Raw genomic sequence first — 25,384 nt, forward strand, 5'->3', positions numbered from 1 at the left:
TGGGGAGATCTCGCCTCATGCCTGACAGGGCGACGGTCCTGAGCCGGAGCGAGAAGTCCGCAGAGGCCATATTAACTGGAAGGCTAAAGCTGCCAGCGAAGGGCCGAACGAGTAGGAGGGCCGAAGGCCGTGGTGCTCGGAGGTGCAATGCAGCAGAAGTCCGCGAAGGCGGAGCGCGACGAAAGGAGGCGTGGTGAAGCCACGTCGGAATCGTCGCGTGATAAAGCACGGGCGGCGCACGACGAAGCCGGAAGCCTGGGGCGCGACGACCGGCTTGCGCAGGCGTTCGCGAGAGCGAATCTGGTGATGGCGTGGAAACGCGTCAAAGCCAACCGCGGCAGTGCAGGGGTGGATGGGAGGTCGATCGCTGAGACGGCGGCATATCTCAAGACGCACTGGCCCTGGATACAGGAGCGTTGCTGAATGGCAGTTACCGGCCCGAGCCGGTGAGGCGCGTGCAGATACCGAAGCCCGGGGGCGGATGCGAGAACTGGGGATACCGACGGTGACGGACCGGCTGATCCAGCAAGCTCTGCTGCAAGTCCTGCAAGCCATCATTGACCCTACGTTCTCCGAACACAGTTATGGTTTCCGGCCGGGGCGTCGGGCGCGTGACGCGGTGCTGATGGCACAGCGGCATGTGCAGGACGTCTACCGGGTGGTGGTCGATGTGGACCTGGAGAAGTTCTTGCATTGCGCAACCTGAGTCGGCGCATGAGCGAGGCTACGACGCGGCGAAGAAGGTGGAGGGGCTCAAGCGGCACATTGCAGCCGATACCAATGGTTGGTTGCTGATGTTCAACCTGACGCCAGCCGATATTGCTGGCAACAGGGGAGCACACTGTAGTGGATGCATTGAAGCAGCGCTGGGCCCGGAGCCGACTACCTATCTATTGTGATAGGTTTTTGAGATGTTCATCGATGATCAAATAGGCCCCCTATCGTTTTTGAGCGGCATGCAAGACCGGCACTCGCCGAAACTGCATTCGGTAAAAAAGAAAAAATCGGTTTGTTTCTCGCTATCACCATGCTAAATAATCAGTAATCACATTCGAATGCAACGGGCTACCAAGGCCACCTCGGGAGTATCCGAGCGCTTGAAAAACCCTTTTTATTGCGGCGTGGCCGATTGGCTGCATGCTCGGTTCAGTGAATCAAAACATAGCCTATCCATTTCTGTATGAAGATGAATAAAAAAACACTTGTTATTTTGGGCCATCCTGACTTGGCGGCTTCTCGGGTCAGTGCAGAATTCGTGCGGCAACTAGAAGATTATCCCGTCACACTGCATGAAATCTGCAAATTTCATGAACATTTCCGGTTCAACGTCGAGCGCGAACAGGCGTTGCTAACCGCCCATCACCGCATCGTTTTTCTTTTCCCCCTGTACTGGTACTCAGTGCCAGCACTGCTAAAAAAATGGCTGGACGACGTTTTCCTGCCGGGATTCGCCTATGCTCGAGAGGGTGACAAGCTTGCTGGTAAAGAGTTCTTGGTCCTCACGACTGTCGGCGCACCGCCCGAAGGCTACCGTGCCGGGGGCTTTAATCGCTTTACGCTGGACGAACTGTTACGCCCGTTCCAGCAGACAGCCAACTATGTAAAGGCCAAGTATCTGCCGGCCATAGCAATCTACGAGTCTGTTTTTCTTGACCAGACAACACTGGAAGCTGAAGTTCGCGCGGCGTGCCGCCAGATTGTCGACGACTACGTCGACCCTTCCCAGCTATACGAGCAATTGCTGGAAAAAGCTGAGGCGCAGCAGATTGCACTACTGGACACTGCGACGCAACTGAAAGACCAATCGTCGATCTAGGCAGCTCCGCGTGTACGTCCGTGATATTTGCTCGAATGCTCCCTTGCTGGCTGCCCGTAACGAGTTGGACTTCTTCCATCAGGACCGATGCTTGGTTTCTTCACGCGTTACCGCATTTGAGTCCTACTGTGGCATGACGAATAGCAGCTCCCAGTTGCTTCGAACTGCCTTCTGGTTGCGCGATCGTTTTTGCGCGCTAGCGGGAGTTCGTCCAATTAATGGATTTGCGCAGGAAAGACCGAAAGCAAGTCCAGTAGCCGGTGATGTAGTCGACTTCTTTAAAGTCGACTACATCACCAACGATGAACTCTTTCTGGTTGCTAACGACCGCCATTTGTGCGTCCTGGTCGCGCTCATGCTTTCGCCTGCATTGGGTTTGAAGCGGGAGTTGACCATAACCGCAAGCGTGAAAACCCACAATCTTTTCGGCAAAGTTTATATGGTGCCTGTTGCATATGCTCATGGCCTTATCGTGCGGCGCATGCTGCGCCAACTGACAAGCCGTGCTTGAACTGTTGAGATCAGTAGAATGGAACTTCTTGCTATTACTCCCAATTTATTGCACAAGGACAGTCAGGATGATGTGCTTGTTCGCTGTGTGAAAGACACGCCGTCCGTGCGACTTACAGCTCGACAGTGGGATGAGCTAGTCGCTAATGCCTCGCAAGAAGAGCACGAGCTACTAGACAACGTCTACATTCCCGAAGGCACAGGCCGAATTCTTAAGGATGTCCCGGCACAAATATCAGCAGCAGACGCTATGCGCCTGAACGGTTTCGAGATTGATCTGTCTTCGTTTTATTCGTTGGATGGCGACCGGTGGCGTTTGACCGCCACGGTTCTCCCCTTGGGCGTAATCCGTCTATTGCAGCGATTGGGGAGCGCCATTCATTCGCCCATCGTGGATGATGCGAAGCTTGCGAAATTGCGAGTGTTGCTGTCCACGCACCTTGCACCGGGGCTAGCACCGACATTCAGCTATCTCGCTCATAACGATACCGGTAACTATTTTTTTTACCGGAAAACGCACGAGCACGTGCCCGGCCTTATGCTAATCGAGATCGCCAGACAGGCGATGTATCACTACGTCTATTCGACTACGGGTTTCCACCGCGGAGAGGTGTCGATTTCAATGTCCAATCTCGACATCTCTTTTGATCGCTACGTTGAATCGGCTTACGAATTGGAGATCTTGGTCAGTCAAAGCGACCGGCTCATGCGCAATCAACCTCGCGTCATCGACAAAACGGCCTCGTTCTTTCAGAACGGAAGACCGGTCGCTCGGATCCGCCTGCAGGGGACGATCATGAAACTTCCGCTATTCAAGCGCCTGCGTACATTGTCATTTCCAGAAACCCATTGGTTCACTCTTTCTCATCGCGTCTCGCCAACCGGGTTGCTAACCGATCGAACGGGTGGCGTGTATCCAGTGAAAATTGAGCAGCTGTCGATGGTTGGTGTGCGCCTGACTCATCCACCTCGCAACGGCGCCTATGCTGGACTTGGCATTCATGTGCAAGGGGACGGATTCATCGTACTGCCGCTGTCGAAACGTAATGACGACGCACAGGGGAGCGCAGTCGAGTTTAGCTTCGCAGCGCTGGACGCGCGGCAGCGCTACGCGTTGCAGGAACTGATCAAATGTAACGGCTTCTTTAACGGAAGCAGTACACAACTCGACAGCCCAGAATACGCATTCCCGCAGACTTTGCAGCAACAGAGGAAACAACTTCGTGAAAACGGATAACCGGTATCGGCGCTGCAATGAGTCTATTTCATTAGGACGCCGACTACGTCTGAAAAATCGCCTGTATTTTGCACCAATGGGCATTGATGCCGCCGAACACAGTGGCTGTGCGTCAAGTGAGTTGATCAATTTTTACGAGGGAATTATCGCCGGCGGGGCTGGCATGGTGGTACTGGGAAACGCCTCCATCGATTCGAACACGCGACTTCAGGTACGTGGCCTGTGTCTGCATGACGATGCTCATATGGCAGCGTTGCGTCCGCTATTCGTGAAAGGTCGTCGGCAACAATGCGAAGTTGTCGTTCAACTACAGCATTACGGTGCTCAAGGCAACACGGCGCTATCAGGTGGTGTGCTGCTCTCGCCCAGTGGCGTACCGTGCGCGCGGGCACAGGGAAAGGATCCCGGATATCGTACAGTGGAGATGACGTTGTCGAACATTGCTACCGTGCGGCGACAGTTCGTGACCGCGGCCGGACGCGCCCAACTCGCAGGCGCACGCATGGTCCAGTTGCAAGCCTCCAATGGATATCTACTCAGCAGCTTCATTTCGCCATACACGAACAGGCGCACCGACGCCTATGGCGGCGACCCGGGGCGACGCATGCGCCTGTTGTGCGAAGTGATCGCCGATATTCGTCACGCCTACCCTGCAATGGAGGTCTCTGTCCGGCTTGGCATCGACGACGGCCTGCCGGAAGGCGGGCAGCGTCCTGAACTGATTGCGCCGCAACTCGCGATGCTTGATCAACTTGATGTGGCCGCAATCGAGCTCTCGATGACTGTTGGCGAGACCTTTCACCAACTGCTCCAGCCTTCAGATTCGGTACGCGCACGTCTCGCCAATGGCATACGCGTGATTCGCGCGGCCACCCGACTGCCGCTGGGGTTTGCCGGTTTCGTTGCGGACCTGGCTGACGCCGAGAAGGCAAGAGCCGAACTGGGCGTTGACCTGGTAGGAATGTCGCGAGCCCTGTTTGCAGACAACGAGCTGATTTTGAAAACGTTACAAGGACGCGACCACGAAATCCATAGATGCCGCTTCGACGGAAATTGCTTCAAGGACAAATCGAATGCTGCCTTGGATCGCGTCTACTGTTGCGTAAATCCTCGATATCGCAGGCCATCTCACATTCGATATATCTAAATTAAATATGAGCTTTCAGGGAAAGTTTGGCCTCGTGACCGGGGGAACGCATGGCATTGGCTTTACACTCGCTCAGGATCTCGTCCGGGCAGGTGCGCGGCTCACGCTGACCGGGCGAGATACTGAGCGTGGTATGGCCGCGGAACGGGCGCTGAAGGGCCGTGCTCGTTTTGTTCAATGTGACGTTAGCAAGGAAGACGAAGTCGATGCGCTCTTCAAGCGCATTGAAGTCGAGGAAGGCACACTCCATTTCGCAGTCAATAATGCGGGCGTTACCGCTCCGCGCGCGCCAGTGCTGGAGCTGGATCTGCGAGCCTGGAAAACGGTGTTGGACGTCAATCTGACTGGAACCGCACATAGCCTCAAGCGCGAGTTGCAATTGATGGGTCGTCAACCGGGCAGTTCAATTGTCAACGTGACTTCCTGCGCGGGTGTGCTCGCGGTTGCTGATCAAGCGGCTTACTCGGTGAGCAAGGCGGCGCTTAATTGCCTGACTCAAGTCGCCGCTATTGAAAATGCTACGGATCGCGATGGCCGCCATGCGGTGCGGGTCAACGCAGTCGCTCCAGGTCCGACGGTTGGGGGCATGAACACGGCCGAGCGGCTTGCGGCGAATCCTGACGCTACTCAACGGAAGTTGGCGGTAACGGCGATGAAACGCATGGCCGACCCGAAGGAGATAGCGGAGGCGATACTTTTTCTGCTCAGCCCGCGATCGTCGTACATAACCGGGACCGTGCTTTATGTCGACGGTGGTTACAGTAGCGGCAAGTTCTGACGGAGAGATATGAAAACGGTCCTCATCACAGGAGTTAGCCGCGGTATCGGCGCTGCGCTATCCCGGGCCTATCTAGCGCGTGGCTACCAGGTATGTGGTATCGCTCGTGTGGCTCCGCTTGCCCAGCCCGGTTTGCATTTTGTCACCGCGGATCTCACTGACTTCGACCATGTGAAAGACGCTGTCGCAGATTTGCATCGACAGGTGGGCGGACAGCAACTGGATACCCTGTTTCTGAATGCCGGCACGTTTGGCGAACCGCCGGCCCGGGCGGAGCGGGTTGATACGCACCAATTCCTTGATGTGATTCGAATCAACGTCGCTGCGGTCAAGGCCACCCTGGATGCCTGCTTGAACCTCGGCTGGCGTCCGAGACGTGCAGTCGCTTCCGCCTCTGTCTCGGGCAAAAGGCCGCGTGCCGGGATGGTCAGCTATGCCACTTCCAAGGCGGCATTAAATGCGCTGATAAAAATTTATCAATTGGAGAATCCCGACATCGAGTTCTTGCCATTGGGGCTGTGCAATGTGGGTACCGATGCATATTCCACGATGACATCTGGCGTCGGGGCCGACCTTTCTGAATTGCACGCACTCAAGCAACGCGCTTCGACACCCGGCTATGTCGTCACTGCTGACGAGCGAGCGCGCGCCATTATCGATGTGTTGGAGGTGGCACCCAGTCTAAATCTGACATGGGGCGAATTTTATGAGATTCGCGAATTGCTGCCGCGGTTATCCGAAATCTACAATCAACAGAGAGAAAGCTGATGAACATCTGTTCTTCTTCCGCCCGTATCGTGCGCATTGGTGCCATTTATGATCTCATTGCCACGGCTGTTCTGGTCTTCCCGCCAGTCGTTCCGGTCGTATTGGATAAGCTGCACGCGTTGGACGCCGCTCTTGGCTTTCATACGCAATTTGCGCCGCTTGATCCGACGTCAGTCTTTTTCTTCAACCTGGCTGGCTGCTTTGTTGTGGTTTGGGCTTTGGCCAAGCTGAAGACCCCGACGCCCGAAATTGGCAGGATGGACGCAGGGCTGCGATTTGCCCTTGTGTTATGTCAGATTTGGGCCGTATTCGAAGGTGGCACACCGCTGCTCCTGGTTATTTCGGCCGTGCTCCTCGTCATAGGCGTTCTTGAGTGGCTGGCGTCGTCCGGCTCAAAAGGCGGAGCCCGTATTGGATCCCCCGACGGTTCTGTCGTTGGCCCACAAGGCAAATGATGGGCCTGACTTTGTGGTTTCTGTCAGTCAGAGGTGGACGCGAACCGAAGACAGCCGGATGAGTGGTTTGAGGGGGGCGGAGCCAGCGATAATGCTGGCACGCCCAACTCATCCGCATGGGCTTCACGGGTACGGATCGGTTCGAGAATGTCTGACGGCGGTCGGCCATTCTTTCACGCTCACCGCAAGCGCAACGGCCCATTCATTTTGTTACACGTCTTACCGCCACGGACTGTCGTGGTTACAAAGGCCTTTCGAAAGCCCCGCTATACTCGGCGCCGTCTCACTAAAACAAAGACCCGATATGTCGAAGAAAATCATCCAGATGGTTGCCGTGGCTGCATTGAGCGCCGCGGCGTCGTTGCCGGCACTCGCCGGTGATATGAACAACATGCTCGGTGGCGCGCTCGGTGGCGCGCTCGGTGGCGTCGCTGGCGCGGCAGTCGGCGGCGCGGTGGGCGGCAGCACCGGCGCGGTGATCGGCGGCGCGGTGGGCGGCGGGGCGGGCGGCGCGGTCACGTCGAATCGTCACGAACGTACCGGCGCGATCATTGGCGGCGCGCTCGGTGGCGGCGCGGGAACCGCGGCCGGCAACGCGATGGGCGGCCGCACCGGCGGCCTGGTCGGCGCCGCGCTCGGCGGCGGCGCGGGTTCGGCGCTCGGCGGCAACATCTCGCGCTCGAACTCGTATGCCAACGACCACTCGCGCGGCTACCAATCGGGCAAGCACCATCACAAGCATCGTCGTTACGACTGAGACGGCTTGACATCGACAGGGCCGGTCCGCGTCCGCATCACAGACGAATGCGGCGGCCCTCGTCCATCACGCATGCAAAACCAGTTTCTGAATACGCCAGTTCAGCAACTCGGCAACGAATAATACGTTTTCCGAAGGACACGCCATCTCGTGAATCCAGCCGAACTGCTTCGGCTGTTTGCCCGCTTTGCCTAGTACGCCGAGCACTTTGCCGTCGAGCGTCATCTTGTAGATGCGGCCCGGAAACGCGTCGGCGCTATAGAGCACCTGATTCGGTCCAGGCGAGATGCAGATCGCCCAGGGCGAGCCCGGCGCGAACGTGCCCGCGGCGAGGTCCGCTTCGCTCGGCATGTTGCCGATCGCGGGGTGCGCGTCCGGGGGCACCGGTACGTCGATCGTGAACTGGCGCAGGAACGTGCCCTCGGTATCGAACACCTGGATGCGCCGGTTGCTGCGATCGGCCACATAAACGTGGTCGTGCGCATCCACCGCGATGCTATGCGGCGTATGGAACTGCCCCGGTCCCGTGCCGCGATCGCCCCATGACTTCAGCCAGTTGCCGTCGCGATCGACCTTCGCGACGCGCGAGTTGATGTATCCGTCGCTGATATAGGTGTTGCCCGCCTTGTCCCACGCGACGTCGGTCACCTGGCGAAAGCGTCCGGGTTCGGAGGGCAGCGGCGGATTCGGATGCTTGAGCGGCGCGGTCTCCTCGTCCGATGCTTCCTGCTTGCGGCCGAACACCATCGCGACGCGTCCTTCCGGCGTAAACTTGATCACCATGTCCGAGCCCTTGTCGGTGACCCAGATGTTGTCGTGCCGGTCCACCTTCGCCGTGTGCGCGAACGACCACGCATACAGGTTGTGGCCGATCTCGCGCACGAAGCGTCCATCGGGCGCGAACTCGAGCAGTTGCGCGGCGGCCGCGCCATATGCGGGGCCGCTGGTGTTGCCGCGCGACAGCACGAAGATATGGCCATGCGAATTGAGCGCGACGCCCGAGCATTCACCGAAGTACCTGTCGTTCGGCAAACGTACGGGGTTGGCAATCGAGTCATAAGCAATCGTGGGCACGGCGGGTGTGTCCGCGGCGAACGCCGGCGGCATGGCGAGTCCGGCGGCGCTACCCACAAGCAGGCTCATGAAAGTCCGACGGCTCATCGCCCGGTGGTCGGGACCGCCGCAGCATGCACAAAACGACTCGTATCGCTCGCTCATTCGTTGTCTCCTTTGGTCCATCGCTTGAAGTGTGCAAAGGCAAGCCTAGTGCACAAAACGTTTAATGGCTAAATCGTTTTGGCGATGCTGAAAGAGACACTTCCCGTTATGCGCGATCACGTGCTGGTGGTGGCAGATGCTGTCCAGGTCGCGGCGCGCGGCGGCGCGGTACCGCTCGGCGTCGCGAGCCAGCCCGCTTTGCTACTATGTAAGACCGCGACTGCTTAGGTCCGCTTTAGTCCCGCGTTGGTCCATCACACAAGGAGATTCGAATGAGCAAAGGTTATTGGGTATCGTCGTACCGCAAGACGAACGATCCGCAGAAACTGGCCGCATACGCGCAACTGGCCCCTGCCGCGGTGGCGGCGGCGGGCGGCAAGTTCCTCGTGCGAGGCGTGGCGGACGAGGCGCGCGAGCAGGGCCTCAAGGAGCGCACGGTCGTGATCGAGTTCCCGACGTACGAGGCGGCCGTCGCCGCTTACGAAAGCGAGGAGTACAAGAAGGCGCTGGCCGCATTGGGCGATGGCGTCGAACGCGATCTGCGCATCGTGCGCGGCACCGACTGACGCGCGACCCGCAAGCGAACACTGCGCGGCACGCGCCGCGCAGTCACTCACTTCACCGCGCCGAGCGCGAGCCCCTTCACCATATAACGCTGCAACCACGCAAACACGATCGAAACCGGCAACGTCGCGCACAAGGTCGCGGCCATCACCAGATGCCATTCGACCACGTACTTGCCCGCGACCATATCGGTCACCTGCACGGTCAGCGTCTTGTTTTCCGGCGAGCGGATCAGCGTATAGACGACCGCGAACTCGTTCCACGCATTGATGAACGTGAAGATGGCGGTCACGACGATCGCCGGCACCGCGAGCGGCAGAAACACCTTGAACACCGCGCGCGTGCGGCTGCAGCCTTCGAGCCACGCGGATTCCTCGAGATCCTGCGGCACGGTCTGAAAGTACGACGACAGCATCCACACCGCGAACGCGATATTGAACGCCGCGTACGACACGATCACGCCGATCCTCGAATCGACCAGGTTGCCGTCGCCCCACGGAATCATCGCCGCGAGCCGGAATAGGCCGACCACCAGCAGGATCGGCGACAGCATCTGCGTGACGAGCAGGAACTGCCGATACAGGCCGCGTCCGCGAAACGGGAAGCGCGCGAGCGCGTAAGCGGCGGGCAGGCACACCGCGAGTGCGAGCGCGGTGGACAGGAAACTGATGATCGTGCTGTTGCGCAGCGCGACGCCGAAGTTGGCCGCGTCCCACATGTCGATGAAATTGCGCCACTGCCACTGCACCGGCAGCCAGCGCGCCGGATAGACGAAGATCTCCGAGGCCGGTTTGACCGCGGTGAAGAACATCACCGCGAACGGAAACAGTATGACGATCACGAGCGGCGTCAGCGCGATCCAGCACCACAGCGAGCGTTTCGTCTTCGCGCTCAGACTCATGATGGCACTCCTTCTTTCGCGCGTTGCAGACGCAGATAAGCGATCGAGAACACGAACAGCATCACGAGCATGATCAGCGAAACGGCGGCCGCTTCGCCGGGCCGTCCGAGCCGGAAGCCGAGTTCGTACAGGTAGGTGACGAGGATGTGCGTGCTGTTGTCGGGGCCGCCTTGCGTCATCACCCAGATGATCGGAAACGAGTTGAACACGTAGATCACGTTCAGCAGGATCGCCATGTTGATGAACGGGCGCAGCAGCGGCATCGTCAATTGACGGAACTGCTGCCAGGCGCTCGCGCCGTCGATACGCGCGGCTTCGTAGATATCGCTTGGCACCGAAGACAGGCCGCCAAGAAAAATCGTCACCGTAAACGGAATCGACACTAGAATGCCGACCGCGATTTCGACGGGGAACGCGAACTCGGGCGTCGCGAGCCAGTGAATCGGCCCGCCGATCAGGCCGAGCCGCTGCAGCGTGACATTGACCATGCCGTAGTCGTCGTTGAAGGCCCAGCGCCAGACGACGGCGGTCATCGTCAAAGAGACGGACCACGGCAGCATCACGATCGTGCGTGCCACGCCGCGACCGTGAAAGTCCTGATTCAGAATCAGTGCGACAGGTACCGAGATCAGCACCGTGCCGCCCACCACGCACACGGTCCAGATGATCGTGCGGCGTACCGAATCGAGAAACACCGGGTCCTGAAACACGTTGATGAAGTTCTGCGCGCCGGTGAAGTCGCGGATCGCGCCGAAGCGCGATACCTCATGCAGCGATTGCCACACGATGTTGAAAATCGGATAGCTGATGATGAACAGCGCGAGCACGAGGCTCGGCGCGATCAGCAACCAGGGCGCCTGCGCGCGCGAAGAAACGGAACGGCTCATGCGTGCTCGATCGTAAGACGCGCCCGCTCTCTGGCGGCGGGCACGACGGAATGGGCCGGAGGGTGCATCGTGCTGCATAGGCTCGAATGTGGGAGTGGCGTGGCGCAACGCGCGGCGCTTTAGCTACGGCGCCGCGCGTCCCCTGTTCGTCTCGTTACTGTCAAAAGCCGCGTATCAGTGACCGAGCGACTTGTTCGCCTGCGCAGCGGCCGCATTCAACGCTTCCGCCGGTTGCGCCTTGTTCAGGTAGATCGCCTGCATCGCGTCGGTCACGGCTTTCGCGGTGTCTTCCCAGCCGGTCACGGTCGGCGCGAAGTGAGCCGTGGGCAGCAGCGCGACGAATGCCTTGATGTCCGGATCGTTGAACGCCGGGTCCGCCGCTTCGGCCTTCGTGGTCGGCAGGAAGCCTTCGGTCGTCGTGAACTCGACGCGCGGTTCCTTCGTGAACAGATAGTCGAGGAATTTCCACGCGGTCTTCTTCACCTTCGAGTTCTTGAACATCACGATCGAGTCGGTGACCGCGTAGGTGGCGTGCGTCGTGCCCATCGGCAACGGATCGATACCGTACTTCAGGTTCGGCGCTTCCTTCTTGATCTGCTTGGCGAGGAACGGCGCGGAGATCACCATCGCGACGCGGCCCTGCTTGAACAGGTTCTGCACGTCTTCGCGGCTATAGCCGGTGACGCCCGGTTGCGTGAGACCCTGGTCGATCATCTGCTTGTACATCGTCGCGGCCTTCACGCCCGCCGGCGAATTGAACGCGGCCTTGCCGTCCTTGCCGACCACTTCTCCGCCCATCGTCCACAGCGCGTAGTAAAAGTAGACGTCGGTTTCGATTTCCTTGCCTTGCAGACCGAAGCCGGCGATGCCTTGCGCCTTCAGCTTCTTCGATGCATCGATCACCTCGTTCCAGGTCTTCGGGCCGTCGGGGTAGCCGACCTTCGCGAGCAGATCCTTGTTGTAGTACAGCGCGCGGGCGGAAGCGGCGATCGGAAGCCCGTAGGTCTTGCCGTTGATCTGGCCAGGCGCGAGGAACGGACCGATGAAGCGTGCCTTGAAGTTCGCGTCCATATAACCGTCGAGCGGCTCGGCGACATCGTCCTTCACGAAGTCGAGGAGCCAGCGCGTGCCGACGATCGCGAGGTCCGCGTTGGCGCCGCCGGAGATGTCCGTTTGCAGCTTCTGTTGCAGCGTGTCCCAGTTCACGTCTTCGATCTTGATGGTCGTGCCGGGATTGGCCTTCTCGAAGTTGCGGGCCATTTTCTCGAAGTACGGCGCGGTCGCGTCGCTGTAGTGAGCGACCGTCACGCGGACCGTCTCGGCATGGGCCGAGACGGCGATACCTGCAAACGCGAGCGCCACGGCGACTTTGCCTAGCGCGAGGGAAGCACGGGCATGCAACGACATTTTTCTCTCTCCTGTGGGTGGTTTGCTGCCGTCGCCGGCCGCCTTGGGTAAATTGTTTGAAAAAATCCTACATGACGCAAAATAGCTTGTCACGTAGGGTCTGCGATATTTTTTCTCGGGCTGTTTTGTGCATAAGATGCTGTAAAGCATGGGGTATTCTGCACGGCGCGACGGGATGGGAAACCCACTCTTCGGGATGACAGTAGTCGTCGCGGGCCGGATATGTAGGAAATTTACAGCGTTACGCGTAGCGCGAGCCGGGTGGCGGACGGCGCCGGCAAGACGGCCGAAACGGCCAGGCCAACGAGCGAGGAACACATGGATCGTGTCGTATTGGTAACGGGCGCATGCGGCGGTATTGGCAGCGTGTTATGCGAGCGCTTCGTCGAGGCGGGTGACACCGTGCTCGCACTCGACATCGACGCGACCGCGCTCCAATCGTTGAGCGCGCGACTCGGCGCGCAACGGGGCGCGCAACAGGGCGCGCAACAGGGCGCGGACCGGGTCGTGCCGGTCGCGGTCGATCTCGGCGACGCCGCTGCGGTGCAGCACGCGGTGGCCGCGGCGGTCGCGCAGCGTGGACCGGTCGACGTGCTGGTCGCGAACGCGGGCGCGGCGCTCGGCGCGTCGCTCGCGACTACCGACGCCGCAAGCTGGCAGCGCGACATCCATCTGAATCTGAACGGCACGTATCACACGGTGGAGGCGGTGCGCGTGTCGATGATCGAACGGCAGCGCGGCGCGCTCGTGCTGATCGGCTCGGTGAACGGTCTCGCCGCGCTCGGTCATCCGGCATATAGCGCCGCGAAGGCCGGCCTGATCAGCTATACGAAGGCGCTCGCGCTCGAGCTGGGCCGCTTTGGCATTCGCGCGAACATCGTGTGTCCGGGCACTGTGAAGACGCAGGCGTGGCAGGCGCGTGTCGACAAGAATCCGCAGGTGTTCGAGGAGCTGAAGAAGTGGTACCCGTTGCGCGACTTCGCGACGCCCGACGACATCGCCGATGCGGTGCTGTTCCTCGCATCGCCGCAAGCGCGCGTGATCACCGGCGTCGCGTTGCCGGTCGACGGCGGCTTGATGGCGGGCAACCGCCTGATGGCGCAGGAGCTGACGCTCGAGTCGTTCTGAGCCGCGCGCGGCGCGTGCACTACGGCATCGGCAATACAACACACAGCAAGACAATGAGGACAGCATGGCAGCAGTGCAACTGAGCGGCATCTTCAAACGCTATGGCGACACCCAGGTCGTGCACGGCATCGATCTCGACATCGACGACGGCGAGTTCGTCGTGCTGGTCGGTCCGTCGGGCTGCGGCAAGAGCACGCTGATGCGGATGGTGGCCGGGCTCGAGGAAATCAGCGGCGGCGATCTGATGATCGGCGGCACGCGCGCGAATACGCTCGCGCCGCAGCAGCGCAACATCTCGATGGTGTTCCAGAGCTACGCGCTGTATCCGCATCTGTCGGTGTATGAAAACATCGCGTTCGGTCCGAGAATCCGCAAGGAATCCTCGGAGAAATTCAAGCCGCGCATCGATGCGGCCGCGAAGATGCTGAACCTCAGTGACTATCTGGACCGCTTGCCGCGCGCATTGTCGGGCGGTCAACGGCAACGCGTGGCGATGGGCCGCGCGGTGGTGCGCGAGCCGTCGCTGTTCCTGTTCGACGAACCGCTGTCGAATCTCGACGCAAAGCTGCGCGTGCAGATGCGCACCGAAATCAAGGCCCTGCATCAGCGCCTGAAGAACACGGTGATCTACGTCACCCACGACCAGATCGAAGCGATGACGATGGCCGATCGCATCGTCGTGATGAACGCGGGACGTATCGAGCAGATCGGCCGTCCGCTCGAACTCTATGACCGGCCGGCGAATCTGTTCGTCGCGAGCTTCCTCGGCTCGCCGTCGATGAATTTCGCCGAGGGCGTGATCGTCAATCGCACGCAGGGTGCGGGCCTCGCGTTGAAGCTCGCGGACGGCAGCGAGGTCGCGCTCGAACGCACGCCTGCGTCGGCCGTGGTCGGTGCGAAGGCCACGCTCGGCGTGCGGCCCGAGCACATCGAGATCACGACGCAGATACCGGATGCCGCGCTCGACGTCGAAGTGATCGAGCCAACTGGCGCCGAAACGCACCTGTACGGGAAAATAGGCGGCGCTTCGTGGTGCGTGACCACGCGCGAGCGCTCGAAGATCGAGCCCGGTCAGCGTGTCGCGCTGCGTCTGCCGGCCGAACACATCCATCTGTTCGATACGGAGAGTGGACGCAGGCTGGTCTGAACCGCGTGCGGCTTGAACTTTGATCAGGCCGATTCAAGCCGAACAAGCTGCGAGCGACGCGGATCCATATGAAACAGCCCCTAAGGAACACCGGGTGTCCGCACCGAACTTGATTCCCCACATCCGCAACGCACTCGCGAGTCTGCGGCCCGCCGAGCGCAAGGTCGCCGACATGGTGCTCGCCGACGTCGACTTCGCGATGCGCGCGAGCATCACCGAACTCGCGCAGCGCGCCGAAGTATCCGAGCCTTCCGTCACGCGTTTTTGCCGCGCGATCGGTGCGCACGGTCTGCGCGACTTCAAGATGCAGCTCGCGCAGAGCGTCGCGGGCGGGCTGCCGTATGCATCGACCGCGGTCGCGCGCGACGACGACGTGCAGACCTTGATGGACAAGGTCGGCGAAGCGGCGATCGACGGCATCACGCATGCGCGCGGCGCGCTCGATCCTGCCGTGGTCGAAAGCGCGATCGCGGCGCTTTCGAGCGCCCGGCGCGTGTTTTTCTTCGGCGTGGGCTCAGGCTCGGGGCTCGTCGCGCAGGACGCGGCGCTGCGTTTTTTGCGCATCGACATCGCGGCGGCCGCGTTTACCGATGGTCATTTGCAGCGTCTATACGCGGGTTTGATGGAGCCGGGCGACGTCGCGTTTGCGATCTCGCATTCGGGGCGCAGCGTCGAAGTGAATGAAAGCATCCAGATCGCGAAGGAGCGCGGCGCGACGACGATCGCGCTGACCAACGTCGGCTCGCGACTCGCATGGCTCGTCGATATTCCGCTGCTGCTGCGCGTGGCGAGCCCGATCGATCCGAACACGCCGGGCGTGTCGCGGCTCGTGCATCTGTGCATCATGGATGCGCTCGCGATCGGCGTCGCGCTGAAGGCCGGGCCCGGGACGCTGGAAAAGATGCGCCACGCGAAGGCGCGGCTCATGCCGCATGAGCCGGAAGGGGCGGGCGGGTAAGGCGCGCACATTCCGCGACTTTCGTCGTCGCTCCAGGTAGAATCGGCTCGCAGCGTTCCCGTTTACGTCCGTCCGCCCATGTCCTCCCGTTCCGCCGACACCGCATCGCACGCGCCATCAACGACCACCGCCGAACGTGTGCCGACCCTGCTGCTGGCCGCCGCGCTATCGCTCGGCAGCGCGTCAGCGCTCGGCTTCGCGCGCTTCGCGTACGCGCTGCTGTTGCCGTCGATGAAACTCGACCTCGGCTGGAGCTTCGCGCAGGCCGGCGCGATGAACACCGCCAACGCGCTCGGCTATCTGCTCGGCGCGCTCGTGTTTCCGCGCCTCGCGCGCCGCTGGTCGGCCGGCGCGCTGTTCGCGGCCGGTTGCGTGCTGACCGCGCTGCTGATGGCCGGCAGCGGCCTCACCGCCAGCACGCATGCGCTGCTGACGCTGCGCGTGATCACCGGTGCGAGCAGCGCGGCGATCTTCATCGGCGGCGGCGTGCTTGCGGCGCGGCTCGCGTCGGCGCGACCGCGCGACGCGGGACTCGTGCTCGGTCTGTATTACGGCGGCACCGGCTGGGGGATCGTCGCATCGTCGGTGCTGGTGCCGGTGGCGATCCTTGATGCCGCCCACGGCTGGCAATTCGCGTGGATCGCGCTCGCGGCGGCCTGCGCGGTGTTCGCCGCGGTCGCGATCGGCGCGGCGCGCAGGATCGAGCGCGCGTACTCGAGCGCGGCGGCTGCGGCGCATGCGGCCGGCGCCACCCCTGCCCCGGGCTGGCCGCACTTCGCGGCCGCGCTCGCGGGCTACGGACTGTTCGGCGTCGGCTATATCGGCTACATGACGTTCATCGTCGCGCTGCTGCGCAACGCCGGCATGAGCGCGGCGGTCGTCACCGGTTTCTATCTACTGCTCGGCGCGGCGACCGTGGTGTCGGCGCGCATCTGGTCGACGCTGCTCGATCGCATGCGCGGGGGCCAGGCGCTCGCCCTGCTCAACGCGCTGCTGGCGATCGCGACGCTGCTGCCCGCGCTCTTCACGCAGCCGTGGGTCGCGTTCGTTTCGGGCGCGCTGTTCGGCGCGACGTTCCTGTCGGCGGTCGCGTCGACGACCGCGTTCGTGCGCCACAATCTGCCCGCGAGCCACTGGGCGAAGGGCATCAGCGCCTTCACGATCGTGTTCGCGTTCGGGCAGATCGTCGGGCCGGTCGTGATCGGCTGGGTGTCGGATGGCGCCGGGCTCGCGCGCGGGCTCGTGTATTCGGCGCTGCTGCTGGCGGCCGGCGCGGTACTCGCAGCGTGTCAGAAGGCGTTGCGCGCGCCGTGAGTCGCCTTGTGCGTGCTTCGTATTCAGCGATACGTCCAGCACCGATGCGCGACGAACGTGAGCGGCGGCACCACGCACACGACTAGCGCGATACCGAGCGCGGGCGGCCCGCCCGCAAGCTGCGTCAGGTGCGCTACGAGCGCGGTCGACGTCAGGCCGCCCAGCGACACGACCACGAACCGCCCAGCGTTCAGCAACGCAGGCAGCGCAGAAAAACTCCAGAACGTGTTCAACAGATAAGAGGCCGCCGTCGCCCAGGTGAACGCGATCGCGTTGGCCCACGGCGGCGACATGCCGGCGTCCGCGATCAGCGTCAGCGCAATGCATACATGCAGGCCGGTCGCGATGACGCCGCTCGCGCCAAAGCGCATCAGCCTGACCCGTTCGACCGGCATCATCGCGACGCTCCCTCGCGCTTGCGCAGGATCGCGAACAGCGATACGCCATAAGGCAGCGGCGCATGCGCGAGCCAGTGGCGCTCGGCGCTGAAGACGCGGTACAGCGCCGCGTTGAGCAGCCACGGCGGGATCGCGTCGCCGCTGGAATGCTTGCGACGCAGCAGCCGGTCGGCCCAGCGCGCGGCCACCGCGACCGGATACAGCAGCGTGTTGAAATAGCTGATGCGTTCGACTTCGTAGCCGGCCACGGCCGCGCAGCGCATCAGCGAGCCGCGGCTATAGCGGCGGTAGTGGTGCAGGAAAACATCGTGCGCACTCCAGAGACTTTGTCCGGCTGGCACCGTCACGATGATGCGGCCTCCCGGCGTCAGCAGGTCGCGCATGCGCGCGAGCGAGCCGGCGTCGTCGGCGATATGTTCGAGGCAGTCGAAGAAACAGATCAGGTCGAAGCGTTCGCCGTTGAACGGCACGTCGTCGGGGCAGTGGCCCGCGCGGATGTCGAACTGGTTGCCGGTCTTGCGCGCGCTCAGCGCCCGAGCGGTCGGGTCCATCTCGAGGCCGCTGACGGCGCCGAAGCCGGCCAGCATGTCGAGGTTGCCGCCGGTGCCGGAGCCCACTTCGAGCACGCGTGCGCGACGCGGTAACGCGAGCCGTTCGAGCAGCGTGCGCAGCACGTCGCGCCGCGCGCGAAACCACCAGTGCCCGGCTTCGGTCTCGGCCATTTCGAGGTAGGCATCGGGAGACATAGTGGACTCCTCCGCTTTCAGTGGCCGACTACGCGAAACCGCGGCGCGGCACGCCTGCGTGTCAGTTCGACGCGCGCCACGTGCGCCGCGCGCGCATCCTGACGCACGCCGGGCAACATGCTGACCTTGCTCTTCGCCTGATAGCGACGCCGCACCAGATAAACGGGCCGTTCCTTCGACTCGTAGTAAATGCGGCCGACGTATTCGCCGATCACGCCGATGCCGATCAGCTCGATGCCGCCCATGAACAGCATCACCGAGATCGTGGACGCGTAACCGGGCACCGGATTGCCCGACCACAGCGTGCGGCCGATGACGAACCCGCCGTAGAAGAACGCGAGTGTCGCGATCGACAGTCCGATATAAGTCCAGCTGCGCAACGGTACCGTGCTGAAGCTCGTGATGCCTTCGAGGGCGAAGTTCCACAGCCGCCAGCCGGAGAACTTCGAGTGACCGGCACTGCGCGGCTCGCGTTCGTATTCGACGATCACGGTGCGGTAGCCGACCCACGCGAACAGGCCTTTCATGAAGCGACGGCGCTCCGGCAGGCTGCGCAGCGCGTTGACGACCTGCCGATCGATCAGCCTGAAGTCGCCGACATTCTCCGGCAGCTTCACTTCGGACAGCGCGTTGTGCACGCGATAGTAGAGCGCGGCCGCCGTGCGTTTGGCGAACGTATCGCACAGGCGGTTCGTGCGTTTGGCCGCAACCACTTCGGCGCCCGCGAGCCAATGCTCGACCATCACCGGGATCAGGCTCGGCGGGTCCTGCAGGTCCGCGTCGATCGGAATCACCGCATCGCCGAACGCTTCGTCGATGCCGGCGGTCAGCGCCGCTTCCTTGCCGAAGTTGCGCGTCAGGTCGATCACGCGAATGCGCCGGTCGCGGCCGCTCTGCGCGATCAGCCGATCGAGCGTCGCGTCGCTGCTGCCGTCGTTGATGCAGACGATCTCGAAGCGCGTGCCGTCGATCGATTCCAGCACCGGCACTACCGCCGCGAAGAAGCGTTCCACCGCGTCCTGCTCGTTGTAGAACGGCACGACGAGTGAGATCAGTGGCGTGCTTGTATGAATTGGCATGACGCTTCCCCGTTTATCGAATGATTCGAACCGCGTGCGAATAGGCGAGGGTGGTGCGCTCGCCGCGTTCTTCGTCCCCCACGCGCACGCGGCGCACGACCATCAGCAGCATCAGCAGCAGAACGATCGGGCCGATCTGCGGCAACTCGGCCGTGCGGTTGAAAAATTCATAGACCGGCAGCAGCCACGCGAGCGCAATCACACTCTGCTCGCCGCGCAGCCAGCCTTTGTCGATGCCGAGCGCGGTCAGGCAGGCCGTCGCGATGCCGAGCCACGCCAGTTCGTAGTGCCACACGTAGGGGTTCGTCAGCAGCGTGGCGACGACGAGACTCGCCGCGCGCAGCCGCGTGTCGCGCGTGTTTCGCCACACCTGCCATGCGGCTGCCGCGGCGATGAGTCCGACGCAGGCCTGGGCCGCAAAGGCCGCGGCGATCGGCGCACCGCCCTCGCGCAGCACCGCGAACGCGGTCGGCGACGCGAGCCAGTAGCCACGGCATTGCTCGAGCAGCGTCTCACGCGCAATGCCGGTGTTGACGAAGAAGAGCCGCACCGATTGCACGCCGCATATCAGCACGCTGAACGCGCCGAACAGCGCCGCGCTGAACGCGGCGGCCGCCAGTGTGCGCCATGCGCGTGCGGCAATCAGCACGAGCGGAAACAGCACGGCCATCTGCGGCTTGATCGCGAGCAGACCGAGGCACAGCCCCGCGCGTACCGGATGCCGGCGCAGCCAATGCAGCGTGAGCGCGGCGATGCCGGCGGTCAGCAGCGAGTTCTGGCCGAAGATGGCTGGCACGAACACGCACGGCGAGGCCGCGACGACGAACCATGCGAAGCGCGAGCCCCTGAAGCTGTCGGCAAGGCCCGACACGCGCAGCGTGCCCGCGCTGAGCAGCACGATGCCGCCGCCGACGAACACGAAGTACATGATGAGCCGCGGTAACAGCGCGAGCGGCGCGATCAGCACGAGGAACGTCGGCGGATAAAGCCAGGGCATCACGCTGTCGTGGCTCACGTTCGTGAATAGCGCGCGCTGTAGCTTGTCGAACGACGCGTGGTCATAGATCTGCATGGCCGAACCGTGCAGCAGTCCATACGAGGCCGACCAGAAAATCGAAAAATCCTCACCGGGACGCGTGAGCCGCGGGTCGGTGAAGCCGTGGCTCGCATAGGCCCACAACGCGATGATCCCCACGTACAGCACGCACATCCCACAGCAGTAGAAGACGATGCGCTCGGGCGTAAGCCAGCCGTGAATCTCGCTGTCGCCGCTGCGCATGCGTAGTTGTGATGCGTACATGATCCCCGCCCCCCGCGTGATCCGGATCGGGTCTATCGACCCGCCGTTCGTTCTGTTTATAGGTTCCGTCTTGTATGTGTCGGCGCGTGACATCGAATTAAAAACCGTGTCGTTGCGCTGAACCGGTCAGCCCATTGTTGGCGGAAATTGATGCGACTTTCAAGCTCGCGTTTTTCTGGCCGCGCGCCGCGCACTGCCGACTCCGCCAAAAAGCGGGCCAAACGGCCAGCTTTGTGTGCGCCAACGCACCAAGCCGTCTTGCCGATGAGACGCTTTGGACCGGCGCGCCCTTCGGGAACGGCGATTTTTCGATGGAATTTCTTTTTTACTGGAGTAGGGAAAGTCCTGGGAAAAAAATGCCGAGCCTTGCCCGGCGTGGCATTACGCGATCCGCGAAGTGTTCGGCGGGTCAGGCAAAACGTTGCGCATTCGGACATTTCGGACGCGAATACGGCGCGAGGCTGGGGGCCAGTCGGCTCGAACCCGCGTCGTTACGCTGTTTCCGCAAAGCTGGTCCCGTCCTTGCAATAGGGAGTGCGCGGAAGTCGACGACACGATGCTGCGGACCTGAACAGGCAGCACACCATGGCGAGAGAGGGAGCCAACGTCGACTGACTAGCGGATGCCGGCCTCGAGCCGACGCCAAGAAAAGAATCACGAAAGACGGGGGATGTATGCACAACAAGATCACGCGACTGCGCGGCGATACCAGGCCCGTGTGCGGCGCACATCGTGCGGCCATGCTGCGCCAGCGGCACGCGGCCGCGATGCTGCGGCTCGCCCGGCAGCTGCCGCTTCACTTTCCCCGTTTCCTCCAGTTCGTGTCGCCCAGCGTTGCGACCATGCGGATCAAACACCGCGCGACGCTGATCGGGCGGCGAAACTAGCCAGCAGCTTCCCGCATTTCGCTGCAGTACCCGCAGTCCCATCGCCCACGCCAATCCTGGTAACGGGTTCCATTAGTTAGTCTTCCAGAGGAGTCGAATCATGAAGAACATCATCGCTGCCGCAGCCCGTTTCGTTCGTGACGAAGACGGCGTGACCGCCATCGAATATGGGCTGCTCGCCGGCCTGATCTCGCTGTTGATCATCAGCGGCGCGACATTGCTCGGCACGCATCTGCAGACGATTTTCAACAACCTCGCGGCCTCGGTCTGAGTCCTCGAGTCGACGGACGAACCTCGCGATTCGTCCGTCCCCTTCCCACTGGAAAAAGGAGGTCTGTCATGAAGAACCTGATTGCTCGCGCAGCACGTTTCATTCACGACGAGGACGGTGTGACCGCCATCGAATACGGCCTGCTCGCCGGCCTGATTGCACTGCTGATCATCGGCGGCGCGACCACGCTCGGCACCAACCTCAGCACGATCTTCAACAATCTCGCGGCCTCGGTCTGACGCGGCTCAATCATCCTTGACGAGGTCATCATGACGCTGCCACCTCTGCCGCCACATCCTGTACCGCTGTGCGTGATCGTGCTGGTGATCGTGGCCGCGAGCACGGACATGAGCGCGCGGCGCATTCCGAATCGCCTGATCTCACTCGGACTCGCCGTCGCGCTTGCCGTGCAGATGTCGATTCACGGGCCGCTCGCCGGCGCGCTCGACTGGTTGATCGGCGCGGCGTGCGGCCTCGCTTTGCTGTTGCCGTTCTATCTGCTTGGCGGCATGGCCGCCGGCGACGTGAAGCTGCTGATGATGATCGGCGCGTGGGTCGGCCCCGCGCTGACCTGGCGGATCGCGCTCGCCACTTTTCTGCTCGGCGGGATCTGGTCTCTGCTGATCGTGCTGCGTCGCGGCCGCTTCGCGCGCGTGCTCGCGAATCTGCGGCAACTGCTCGGCGGCCTCGTCGTCGCGCCGCTCGGACAGCCAAACCTGATCGATGCGCGCTCCGGATCGGTCGGGTCGATTCCCTACGGCGTCGCGATCGCGGCCGGAACCCTCGGAATGCTGTTCGCGGCCGCGCTATAGCCGGACGTTTCCACTGAACGATGCGGGAGTGTTGCCATGAAAAACAGTCGGGCTTTAGTGATGCTGACGATCGCCGTGCTGGCGGGCCTCGCGGCCGTGAGTTTCGCGTCGCGCTGGCTGCTGCAGACGTCGGCGGGCGCGGTGACGTCGGTTGCGGTGGCGTCGTCGGAGGTCAGCCTCGGCCAGCCGCTGAACCAGAACCTGATCCACATGGTCAGTTGGCCGACTTCGAGCGTGCCGCCCGGTGCGTTCGCCGACGGCAAGGCGCTTGAAGGGCGCGTGCTGCTGACGAGTCTCGCGCCCGGCGAGCCGGTGCTCGAATCGAAGCTCGCGCCGCAGGGCACGAAAGGTGGCTTGTCAGCGGTGATTGGTGAAGGCAATCGCGCGATCACCGTGCGCGTGAACGACGTGGTCGGCGTCGCGGGCTTCGCGCTGCCGGGCAACTACGTCGACGTGATCGTCAATACGCAGCAGACGAACAAGACCGACACGCCGCAAAGCATCTCGAAGATCGTGCTCGAAAAGATCCTCGTGCTGGCAGTCGCGCAGCAGGTCAGCCGCGACGACACCGCGCCGAAAGTGGTCAACGCGGTGACGCTCGAGGTGACGCCCGAGCAGGCCGAGAAGCTCGACCTCGCGCGCAGCGTCGGCACGCTGTCGCTGGTGCTGCGCAATCAGGTGGACAAGCAGACCCCGAGCACCGGCGGCGCGACCAAGCTGACCTTGCTCGACGTGCCGGCTTCGGCGCCGGCGGCGCCCGATGTGCATCCGGTGCGCACGCACTATGCGGCGCGTCCGGCGCCCAGGCGCGATTGCGTCGGCGTGCTGTCGGGGGTGACGGGCAGCGTCGAATGTTTCTAGCGCGGTCGCGGCGCGCGGGTTTGCGCGAGTTCACGTCAGGCGTCGCGATCTGAATCAGAAGGCAATCAAAAGACGTCTCGGTTCACACCTATCGAGCGACGGGGGCAGCAACATGAAAACACAACAACGGTTCTCATCCGGTGGCGGCAAGCATTGCCGCTCGCTCGGCGGCACGGTGCTCGCCGCCGCGCTATGCGCCGGATTGACGGCCGCGCACGACAGCGCGGCACAAACGATGGCCGCCGCGCACGTGCCGCCGGGCTGGGGTGCGCAGACAGCGCCGCTGCCGATCGGCCGGGGCGCCGTGCCGATGCTGGTCAGCAACACGCCGATGCCGAGCGGCGCGACGAGCGGCAGGATGGTCGCCCCCGCGCAGCTGACCGGGCCGAACTGCACAGGCGAGATTCGCGACGAATCGAGCGTGTCGGTGGCAGTCGGCAAGTCGATTCTGGTGCCGCTCGTCGAGGCCGCGCGCAACCGTACGCTCGGCAATCCGGTCGTCGCGCAGGCGACGCTCGTGTCGCAGCGCACGCTGTACGTGGTCGGCATGAGCGTCGGCACCACGAACATGATTGTGCAGGGCCGCAGCGGCGCATGCCAGATCATCGACGTGAGCGTCGGCGTCGATGCCGAAGGGCTGCAACGCACACTCGCGCAATTGCTGCCGAACGAGCGCGGCATTCGCGTGTCGAGCGCGGCCGGCAATCTCGTGCTCGCGGGCCGCGTGTCGAGCGGGCAGGCTGCGCAGCAGGCGATGAGCATCGCCGGCGCGTACACGGGCGCGCAGCCCACCCAGCAAGACCAGGCGAGCACCGCGAGCTTTGGTAACGGCGGTACGATCTCGCAGCAAAGCTCGAGTGTTAGCAAGGGTTCCGAAGTCATCAACATGATGACGGTCGATTCGCCGCAGCAAGTGATGCTCGAAGTAAAGGTCGCCGAGGTGTCGAAGACGTTGCTCAATCAGTTGGGCGCGGCGGTCAACATCCAGGGCGGCTTCGGTTCGTGGACCGGAGCGCTCGTGAGCAGCCTGCTCGCCGGTGTCAGCAGTGGTATCGCGGTGAGCAAGGCGAACAACAGGCCGTTCAATATCGCCGTCGACGCGCAGAAGAGCGACAGCCTCGGCAAGATTCTCGCGGAGCCGAACCTCGTCACGCTGAGCGGCCAGGAAGCGTCGTTCCTCGCGGGCGGCCGGGTCTTCATTCCGGTGCCGCAAAGCAACGGCACGGGCGGCTCGACGATCACGCTGCAGGAAGAAGAGTTCGGCGTCGGCCTCAAATTCACGCCGACCGTGCTCGCGGGCAGCCGCGTGAATCTGAAGGTCGCGCCGGAAGTATCGGAACTGTCGCCGACCGGCGTCACCGTGTCGGCGAGCGGCACGAGCAACACCACGGTGCTGCCGCTGATCACGACGCGGCGCGCGTCGACGACGGTGCAGATGAACGACGGCGAGACCTTCGCGATCGGCGGGTTGATCCAGAACAACATCACCGGCTCGCTGAAGGCGTTGCCCGGCATCGGCGAAGTGCCGGTGCTCGGTGCGCTGTTTCGCAGCACGTCGTTCCAGCAGGATCGCACGGAGCTGATCTTCATCGTCACCGTGCATCTGGTGAAGCCGATGCCGGCGGGCGACTATCCGCTGCCGACCGATAGCTTCACCGGTGTATCCGACGGCACGGTCTACGCGACCGGCAACATGGAAGGCCGCCGGCCCGCAGCGCAGGCAGCGGGCGCCGCGAACCCGAATGCGCCACAGATGCCCGCGCAACCGCAAACGCAACCCGCGTTGCCCGCACCGGTTCCGACGCCGGCACCGACCGAAGGCTCGGCCGCGCCCGCCGCGCTGCTGCCGCCCGACACCCAGGCGGACCGGCCGGCACCGTCGGCGGCGGTGCCGCCAGCGGACAAGACGACCGCAACGGCAGCGTCGGCAGCGCGAGCGCACACCAACGCCGAACCCGCACTCGCCAAAGCCGACGCCGTGAGCCCAGGCAACCCGACGATCAAGGGCGCACAGCCCAACCCGTAACGCGCCGCGAAG

The 25,384-nt window shown here is 62.8% G+C and carries 28 protein-coding genes and 2 pseudogenes; 22 read left to right on the top strand and 8 right to left on the bottom strand.

Translation table 11 applies throughout. The annotated features are described in order from the left end of the window. Positions 1 to 147 precede the first annotated feature (147 nt). The 11 genes and pseudogenes from HDG34_RS40160 to HDG34_RS18110 all read left to right on the top strand — a co-directional run bounded on the left by HDG34_RS40160 (position 148) and on the right by HDG34_RS18110 (position 7,468). On the top strand, positions 148 to 423 hold the full coding sequence (locus tag HDG34_RS40160; protein WP_409259419.1) for a hypothetical protein: 276 nt from the start codon (positions 148 to 150) through the stop codon (positions 421 to 423). An 8-nt stretch (positions 424 to 431) separates the two neighbouring features. Continuing rightward, positions 432 to 688: pseudogene (locus HDG34_RS18070) on the top strand (reverse transcriptase domain-containing protein); the annotation flags it as partial. A gap of 19 nt (positions 689 to 707) precedes the next feature. After that, positions 708 to 870, top strand: a pseudogene (locus HDG34_RS39220) (transposase); the annotation flags it as partial. 310 nt (positions 871 to 1,180) lie between these two features. After that, entirely contained in the window at positions 1,181 to 1,816 is a 636-nt protein-coding gene (locus HDG34_RS18075) for an NAD(P)H-dependent oxidoreductase (protein ID WP_184061549.1), read from the top strand. A 10-nt stretch (positions 1,817 to 1,826) separates the two neighbouring features. Beyond that, positions 1,827 to 2,327 (top strand): DUF2867 domain-containing protein, encoded by a 501-nt coding sequence (locus HDG34_RS18080; protein WP_409259420.1) that lies wholly within the window; start codon positions 1,827 to 1,829, stop codon positions 2,325 to 2,327. 18 nt (positions 2,328 to 2,345) lie between these two features. Next, complete coding sequence (locus HDG34_RS18085; protein ID WP_184061551.1) at positions 2,346 to 3,563, top strand: AfsA-related hotdog domain-containing protein; 1,218 nt, start codon at positions 2,346 to 2,348, stop codon at positions 3,561 to 3,563. Next, entirely contained in the window at positions 3,550 to 4,710 is a 1,161-nt protein-coding gene (locus tag HDG34_RS18090; RefSeq protein WP_221309167.1) for a hypothetical protein, read from the top strand. The genes HDG34_RS18085 and HDG34_RS18090 overlap by 14 nt, the downstream gene beginning before the upstream one ends. A 7-nt stretch (positions 4,711 to 4,717) precedes the next feature. After that, complete coding sequence (locus HDG34_RS18095; protein WP_184061552.1) at positions 4,718 to 5,488, top strand: SDR family NAD(P)-dependent oxidoreductase; 771 nt, start codon at positions 4,718 to 4,720, stop codon at positions 5,486 to 5,488. Positions 5,489 to 5,497: 9 nt separating this feature from the next. Further along, on the top strand, positions 5,498 to 6,256 hold the full coding sequence (locus HDG34_RS18100; RefSeq protein ID WP_184061553.1) for an SDR family oxidoreductase: 759 nt from the start codon (positions 5,498 to 5,500) through the stop codon (positions 6,254 to 6,256). After that, on the top strand, positions 6,256 to 6,711 hold the full coding sequence (locus HDG34_RS18105) for a hypothetical protein (protein WP_184061554.1): 456 nt from the start codon (positions 6,256 to 6,258) through the stop codon (positions 6,709 to 6,711). Before HDG34_RS18100 ends, HDG34_RS18105 begins: the two co-directional genes overlap by 1 nt. 304 nt (positions 6,712 to 7,015) lie before the next feature. Next, on the top strand, positions 7,016 to 7,468 hold the full coding sequence (locus HDG34_RS18110) for a hypothetical protein (RefSeq protein WP_184061555.1): 453 nt from the start codon (positions 7,016 to 7,018) through the stop codon (positions 7,466 to 7,468). A 66-nt stretch (positions 7,469 to 7,534) separates the two neighbouring features. On the opposite strand, the gene HDG34_RS18115 is transcribed toward HDG34_RS18110, so the two are convergent. After that, positions 7,535 to 8,686, bottom strand: a complete 1,152-nt coding sequence (locus HDG34_RS18115) for a peptidyl-alpha-hydroxyglycine alpha-amidating lyase family protein (RefSeq protein WP_184061556.1) — start codon at positions 8,684 to 8,686, stop codon at positions 7,535 to 7,537. A 272-nt stretch (positions 8,687 to 8,958) separates the two neighbouring features. On the opposite strand from HDG34_RS18115, the gene HDG34_RS18120 reads away from it, so the two are divergent. Continuing rightward, positions 8,959 to 9,252: a DUF1330 domain-containing protein gene (locus tag HDG34_RS18120; RefSeq protein WP_018423759.1), complete on the top strand. Its 294-nt coding sequence runs from the start codon at positions 8,959 to 8,961 to the stop codon at positions 9,250 to 9,252. 47 nt (positions 9,253 to 9,299) lie between these two features. Here HDG34_RS18120 and HDG34_RS18125 read toward each other — a convergent pair whose 3' ends face one another. The 3 genes from HDG34_RS18125 to HDG34_RS18135 all read right to left on the bottom strand — a co-directional run bounded on the left by HDG34_RS18125 (position 9,300) and on the right by HDG34_RS18135 (position 12,445). Continuing rightward, positions 9,300 to 10,151, bottom strand: a complete 852-nt coding sequence (locus tag HDG34_RS18125) for a carbohydrate ABC transporter permease (protein WP_090807642.1) — start codon at positions 10,149 to 10,151, stop codon at positions 9,300 to 9,302. After that, positions 10,148 to 11,038 carry a carbohydrate ABC transporter permease gene (locus HDG34_RS18130; protein ID WP_090807639.1) on the bottom strand — a complete coding sequence of 297 codons (891 nt, stop codon included), beginning with the start codon at positions 11,036 to 11,038 and terminating at the stop codon, positions 10,148 to 10,150. Before HDG34_RS18130 ends, HDG34_RS18125 begins: the two co-directional genes overlap by 4 nt. A gap of 174 nt (positions 11,039 to 11,212) precedes the next feature. Beyond that, positions 11,213 to 12,445 carry an ABC transporter substrate-binding protein gene (locus tag HDG34_RS18135; RefSeq protein WP_184061557.1) on the bottom strand — a complete coding sequence of 411 codons (1,233 nt, stop codon included), beginning with the start codon at positions 12,443 to 12,445 and terminating at the stop codon, positions 11,213 to 11,215. A gap of 318 nt (positions 12,446 to 12,763) precedes the next feature. Here HDG34_RS18135 and HDG34_RS18140 point away from each other — a divergent pair, with 318 nt between their 5' ends. From HDG34_RS18140 to HDG34_RS18155, 4 genes are all read left to right on the top strand, one after another. After that, positions 12,764 to 13,573 carry an SDR family oxidoreductase gene (locus HDG34_RS18140; RefSeq protein ID WP_184061558.1) on the top strand — a complete coding sequence of 270 codons (810 nt, stop codon included), beginning with the start codon at positions 12,764 to 12,766 and terminating at the stop codon, positions 13,571 to 13,573. Positions 13,574 to 13,637: 64 nt separating this feature from the next. Next, the gene (locus tag HDG34_RS18145; RefSeq protein WP_184024375.1) at positions 13,638 to 14,720 is read left to right on the top strand and encodes an ABC transporter ATP-binding protein; all 1,083 of its coding nucleotides are present in this window, start codon (positions 13,638 to 13,640) and stop codon (positions 14,718 to 14,720) included. Positions 14,721 to 14,814: 94 nt separating this feature from the next. After that, positions 14,815 to 15,678 (top strand): MurR/RpiR family transcriptional regulator, encoded by an 864-nt coding sequence (locus HDG34_RS18150; RefSeq protein ID WP_184061559.1) that lies wholly within the window; start codon positions 14,815 to 14,817, stop codon positions 15,676 to 15,678. A 78-nt stretch (positions 15,679 to 15,756) separates the two neighbouring features. After that, on the top strand, positions 15,757 to 16,992 hold the full coding sequence (locus HDG34_RS18155; RefSeq protein WP_184061560.1) for a YbfB/YjiJ family MFS transporter: 1,236 nt from the start codon (positions 15,757 to 15,759) through the stop codon (positions 16,990 to 16,992). Positions 16,993 to 17,015: 23 nt separating this feature from the next. Here the strand turns inward: HDG34_RS18155 and HDG34_RS18160 are convergent, their stop codons facing one another. The 4 genes from HDG34_RS18160 to HDG34_RS18175 are packed head-to-tail and all read right to left on the bottom strand — an operon-like array spanning position 17,016 to position 20,515. Next, entirely contained in the window at positions 17,016 to 17,390 is a 375-nt protein-coding gene (locus tag HDG34_RS18160) for a GtrA family protein (protein ID WP_184061561.1), read from the bottom strand. Further along, on the bottom strand, positions 17,387 to 18,136 hold the full coding sequence (locus HDG34_RS18165; RefSeq protein ID WP_184061562.1) for a bifunctional 2-polyprenyl-6-hydroxyphenol methylase/3-demethylubiquinol 3-O-methyltransferase UbiG: 750 nt from the start codon (positions 18,134 to 18,136) through the stop codon (positions 17,387 to 17,389). Before HDG34_RS18165 ends, HDG34_RS18160 begins: the two co-directional genes overlap by 4 nt. Before the next feature lie 17 nt (positions 18,137 to 18,153). Continuing rightward, the gene (locus HDG34_RS18170) at positions 18,154 to 19,215 is read right to left on the bottom strand and encodes a glycosyltransferase family 2 protein (RefSeq protein WP_184061563.1); all 1,062 of its coding nucleotides are present in this window, start codon (positions 19,213 to 19,215) and stop codon (positions 18,154 to 18,156) included. Between the two features lie 13 nt (positions 19,216 to 19,228). Continuing rightward, entirely contained in the window at positions 19,229 to 20,515 is a 1,287-nt protein-coding gene (locus tag HDG34_RS18175; RefSeq protein WP_184061564.1) for a glycosyltransferase family 87 protein, read from the bottom strand. Between the two features lie 674 nt (positions 20,516 to 21,189). Between HDG34_RS18175 and HDG34_RS18180 the strand changes: the two genes are divergently transcribed. The 6 genes from HDG34_RS18180 (at position 21,190) to HDG34_RS18205 (ending at position 25,372) form a co-directional block, all read left to right on the top strand. Beyond that, a complete protein-coding gene (locus HDG34_RS18180; protein WP_184061565.1) occupies positions 21,190 to 21,402 on the top strand; it encodes a hypothetical protein in 213 nt (70 codons plus the stop codon). 100 nt (positions 21,403 to 21,502) lie between these two features. Continuing rightward, positions 21,503 to 21,673 carry a Flp family type IVb pilin gene (locus HDG34_RS18185; RefSeq protein ID WP_184046198.1) on the top strand — a complete coding sequence of 57 codons (171 nt, stop codon included), beginning with the start codon at positions 21,503 to 21,505 and terminating at the stop codon, positions 21,671 to 21,673. 68 nt (positions 21,674 to 21,741) lie between these two features. Further along, positions 21,742 to 21,912 carry a Flp family type IVb pilin gene (locus tag HDG34_RS18190; RefSeq protein WP_184061566.1) on the top strand — a complete coding sequence of 57 codons (171 nt, stop codon included), beginning with the start codon at positions 21,742 to 21,744 and terminating at the stop codon, positions 21,910 to 21,912. 30 nt (positions 21,913 to 21,942) lie between these two features. Next, positions 21,943 to 22,485, top strand: coding sequence for a prepilin peptidase (locus HDG34_RS18195; RefSeq protein ID WP_184061567.1), 543 nt, complete (start codon positions 21,943 to 21,945; stop codon positions 22,483 to 22,485). A 36-nt stretch (positions 22,486 to 22,521) separates the two neighbouring features. Then, on the top strand, positions 22,522 to 23,346 hold the full coding sequence (gene cpaB, locus HDG34_RS18200) for a Flp pilus assembly protein CpaB (protein WP_184061568.1): 825 nt from the start codon (positions 22,522 to 22,524) through the stop codon (positions 23,344 to 23,346). A gap of 112 nt (positions 23,347 to 23,458) precedes the next feature. Next, positions 23,459 to 25,372 (top strand): type II and III secretion system protein family protein, encoded by a 1,914-nt coding sequence (locus tag HDG34_RS18205; protein ID WP_184061569.1) that lies wholly within the window; start codon positions 23,459 to 23,461, stop codon positions 25,370 to 25,372. Positions 25,373 to 25,384: the final 12 nt, after the last annotated feature.

It is taken from the genome of Paraburkholderia sp. HC6.4b, from assembly GCF_014200875.1.
Taxonomy (GTDB): domain Bacteria; phylum Pseudomonadota; class Gammaproteobacteria; order Burkholderiales; family Burkholderiaceae; genus Paraburkholderia; species Paraburkholderia tuberum.

Coding starts and splice junctions, on each gene's coding strand:
- HDG34_RS40160 (WP_409259419.1), top strand. CDS start 148: ATGCAGCAGAAGTCCGCGAAGGCGGAGCGCGACGAAAGGAGGCGTGGT.
- HDG34_RS18075 (WP_184061549.1), top strand. CDS start 1,181: ATGAAGATGAATAAAAAAACACTTGTTATTTTGGGCCATCCTGACTTG.
- HDG34_RS18085 (WP_184061551.1), top strand. CDS start 2,346: ATGGAACTTCTTGCTATTACTCCCAATTTATTGCACAAGGACAGTCAG.
- HDG34_RS18095 (WP_184061552.1), top strand. CDS start 4,718: ATGAGCTTTCAGGGAAAGTTTGGCCTCGTGACCGGGGGAACGCATGGC.
- HDG34_RS18100 (WP_184061553.1), top strand. CDS start 5,498: ATGAAAACGGTCCTCATCACAGGAGTTAGCCGCGGTATCGGCGCTGCG.
- HDG34_RS18105 (WP_184061554.1), top strand. CDS start 6,256: ATGAACATCTGTTCTTCTTCCGCCCGTATCGTGCGCATTGGTGCCATT.
- HDG34_RS18110 (WP_184061555.1), top strand. CDS start 7,016: ATGTCGAAGAAAATCATCCAGATGGTTGCCGTGGCTGCATTGAGCGCC.
- HDG34_RS18115 (WP_184061556.1), bottom strand. CDS start 8,686: ATGAGCGAGCGATACGAGTCGTTTTGTGCATGCTGCGGCGGTCCCGAC.
- HDG34_RS18120 (WP_018423759.1), top strand. CDS start 8,959: ATGAGCAAAGGTTATTGGGTATCGTCGTACCGCAAGACGAACGATCCG.
- HDG34_RS18125 (WP_090807642.1), bottom strand. CDS start 10,151: ATGAGTCTGAGCGCGAAGACGAAACGCTCGCTGTGGTGCTGGATCGCG.
- HDG34_RS18130 (WP_090807639.1), bottom strand. CDS start 11,038: ATGAGCCGTTCCGTTTCTTCGCGCGCGCAGGCGCCCTGGTTGCTGATC.
- HDG34_RS18135 (WP_184061557.1), bottom strand. CDS start 12,445: ATGTCGTTGCATGCCCGTGCTTCCCTCGCGCTAGGCAAAGTCGCCGTG.
- HDG34_RS18140 (WP_184061558.1), top strand. CDS start 12,764: ATGGATCGTGTCGTATTGGTAACGGGCGCATGCGGCGGTATTGGCAGC.
- HDG34_RS18145 (WP_184024375.1), top strand. CDS start 13,638: ATGGCAGCAGTGCAACTGAGCGGCATCTTCAAACGCTATGGCGACACC.
- HDG34_RS18155 (WP_184061560.1), top strand. CDS start 15,757: ATGTCCTCCCGTTCCGCCGACACCGCATCGCACGCGCCATCAACGACC.
- HDG34_RS18160 (WP_184061561.1), bottom strand. CDS start 17,390: ATGATGCCGGTCGAACGGGTCAGGCTGATGCGCTTTGGCGCGAGCGGC.
- HDG34_RS18165 (WP_184061562.1), bottom strand. CDS start 18,136: ATGTCTCCCGATGCCTACCTCGAAATGGCCGAGACCGAAGCCGGGCAC.
- HDG34_RS18170 (WP_184061563.1), bottom strand. CDS start 19,215: ATGCCAATTCATACAAGCACGCCACTGATCTCACTCGTCGTGCCGTTC.
- HDG34_RS18175 (WP_184061564.1), bottom strand. CDS start 20,515: ATGTACGCATCACAACTACGCATGCGCAGCGGCGACAGCGAGATTCAC.
- HDG34_RS18180 (WP_184061565.1), top strand. CDS start 21,190: ATGCACAACAAGATCACGCGACTGCGCGGCGATACCAGGCCCGTGTGC.
- HDG34_RS18185 (WP_184046198.1), top strand. CDS start 21,503: ATGAAGAACATCATCGCTGCCGCAGCCCGTTTCGTTCGTGACGAAGAC.
- HDG34_RS18190 (WP_184061566.1), top strand. CDS start 21,742: ATGAAGAACCTGATTGCTCGCGCAGCACGTTTCATTCACGACGAGGAC.
- HDG34_RS18195 (WP_184061567.1), top strand. CDS start 21,943: ATGACGCTGCCACCTCTGCCGCCACATCCTGTACCGCTGTGCGTGATC.
- cpaB (WP_184061568.1), top strand. CDS start 22,522: ATGAAAAACAGTCGGGCTTTAGTGATGCTGACGATCGCCGTGCTGGCG.
- HDG34_RS18205 (WP_184061569.1), top strand. CDS start 23,459: ATGAAAACACAACAACGGTTCTCATCCGGTGGCGGCAAGCATTGCCGC.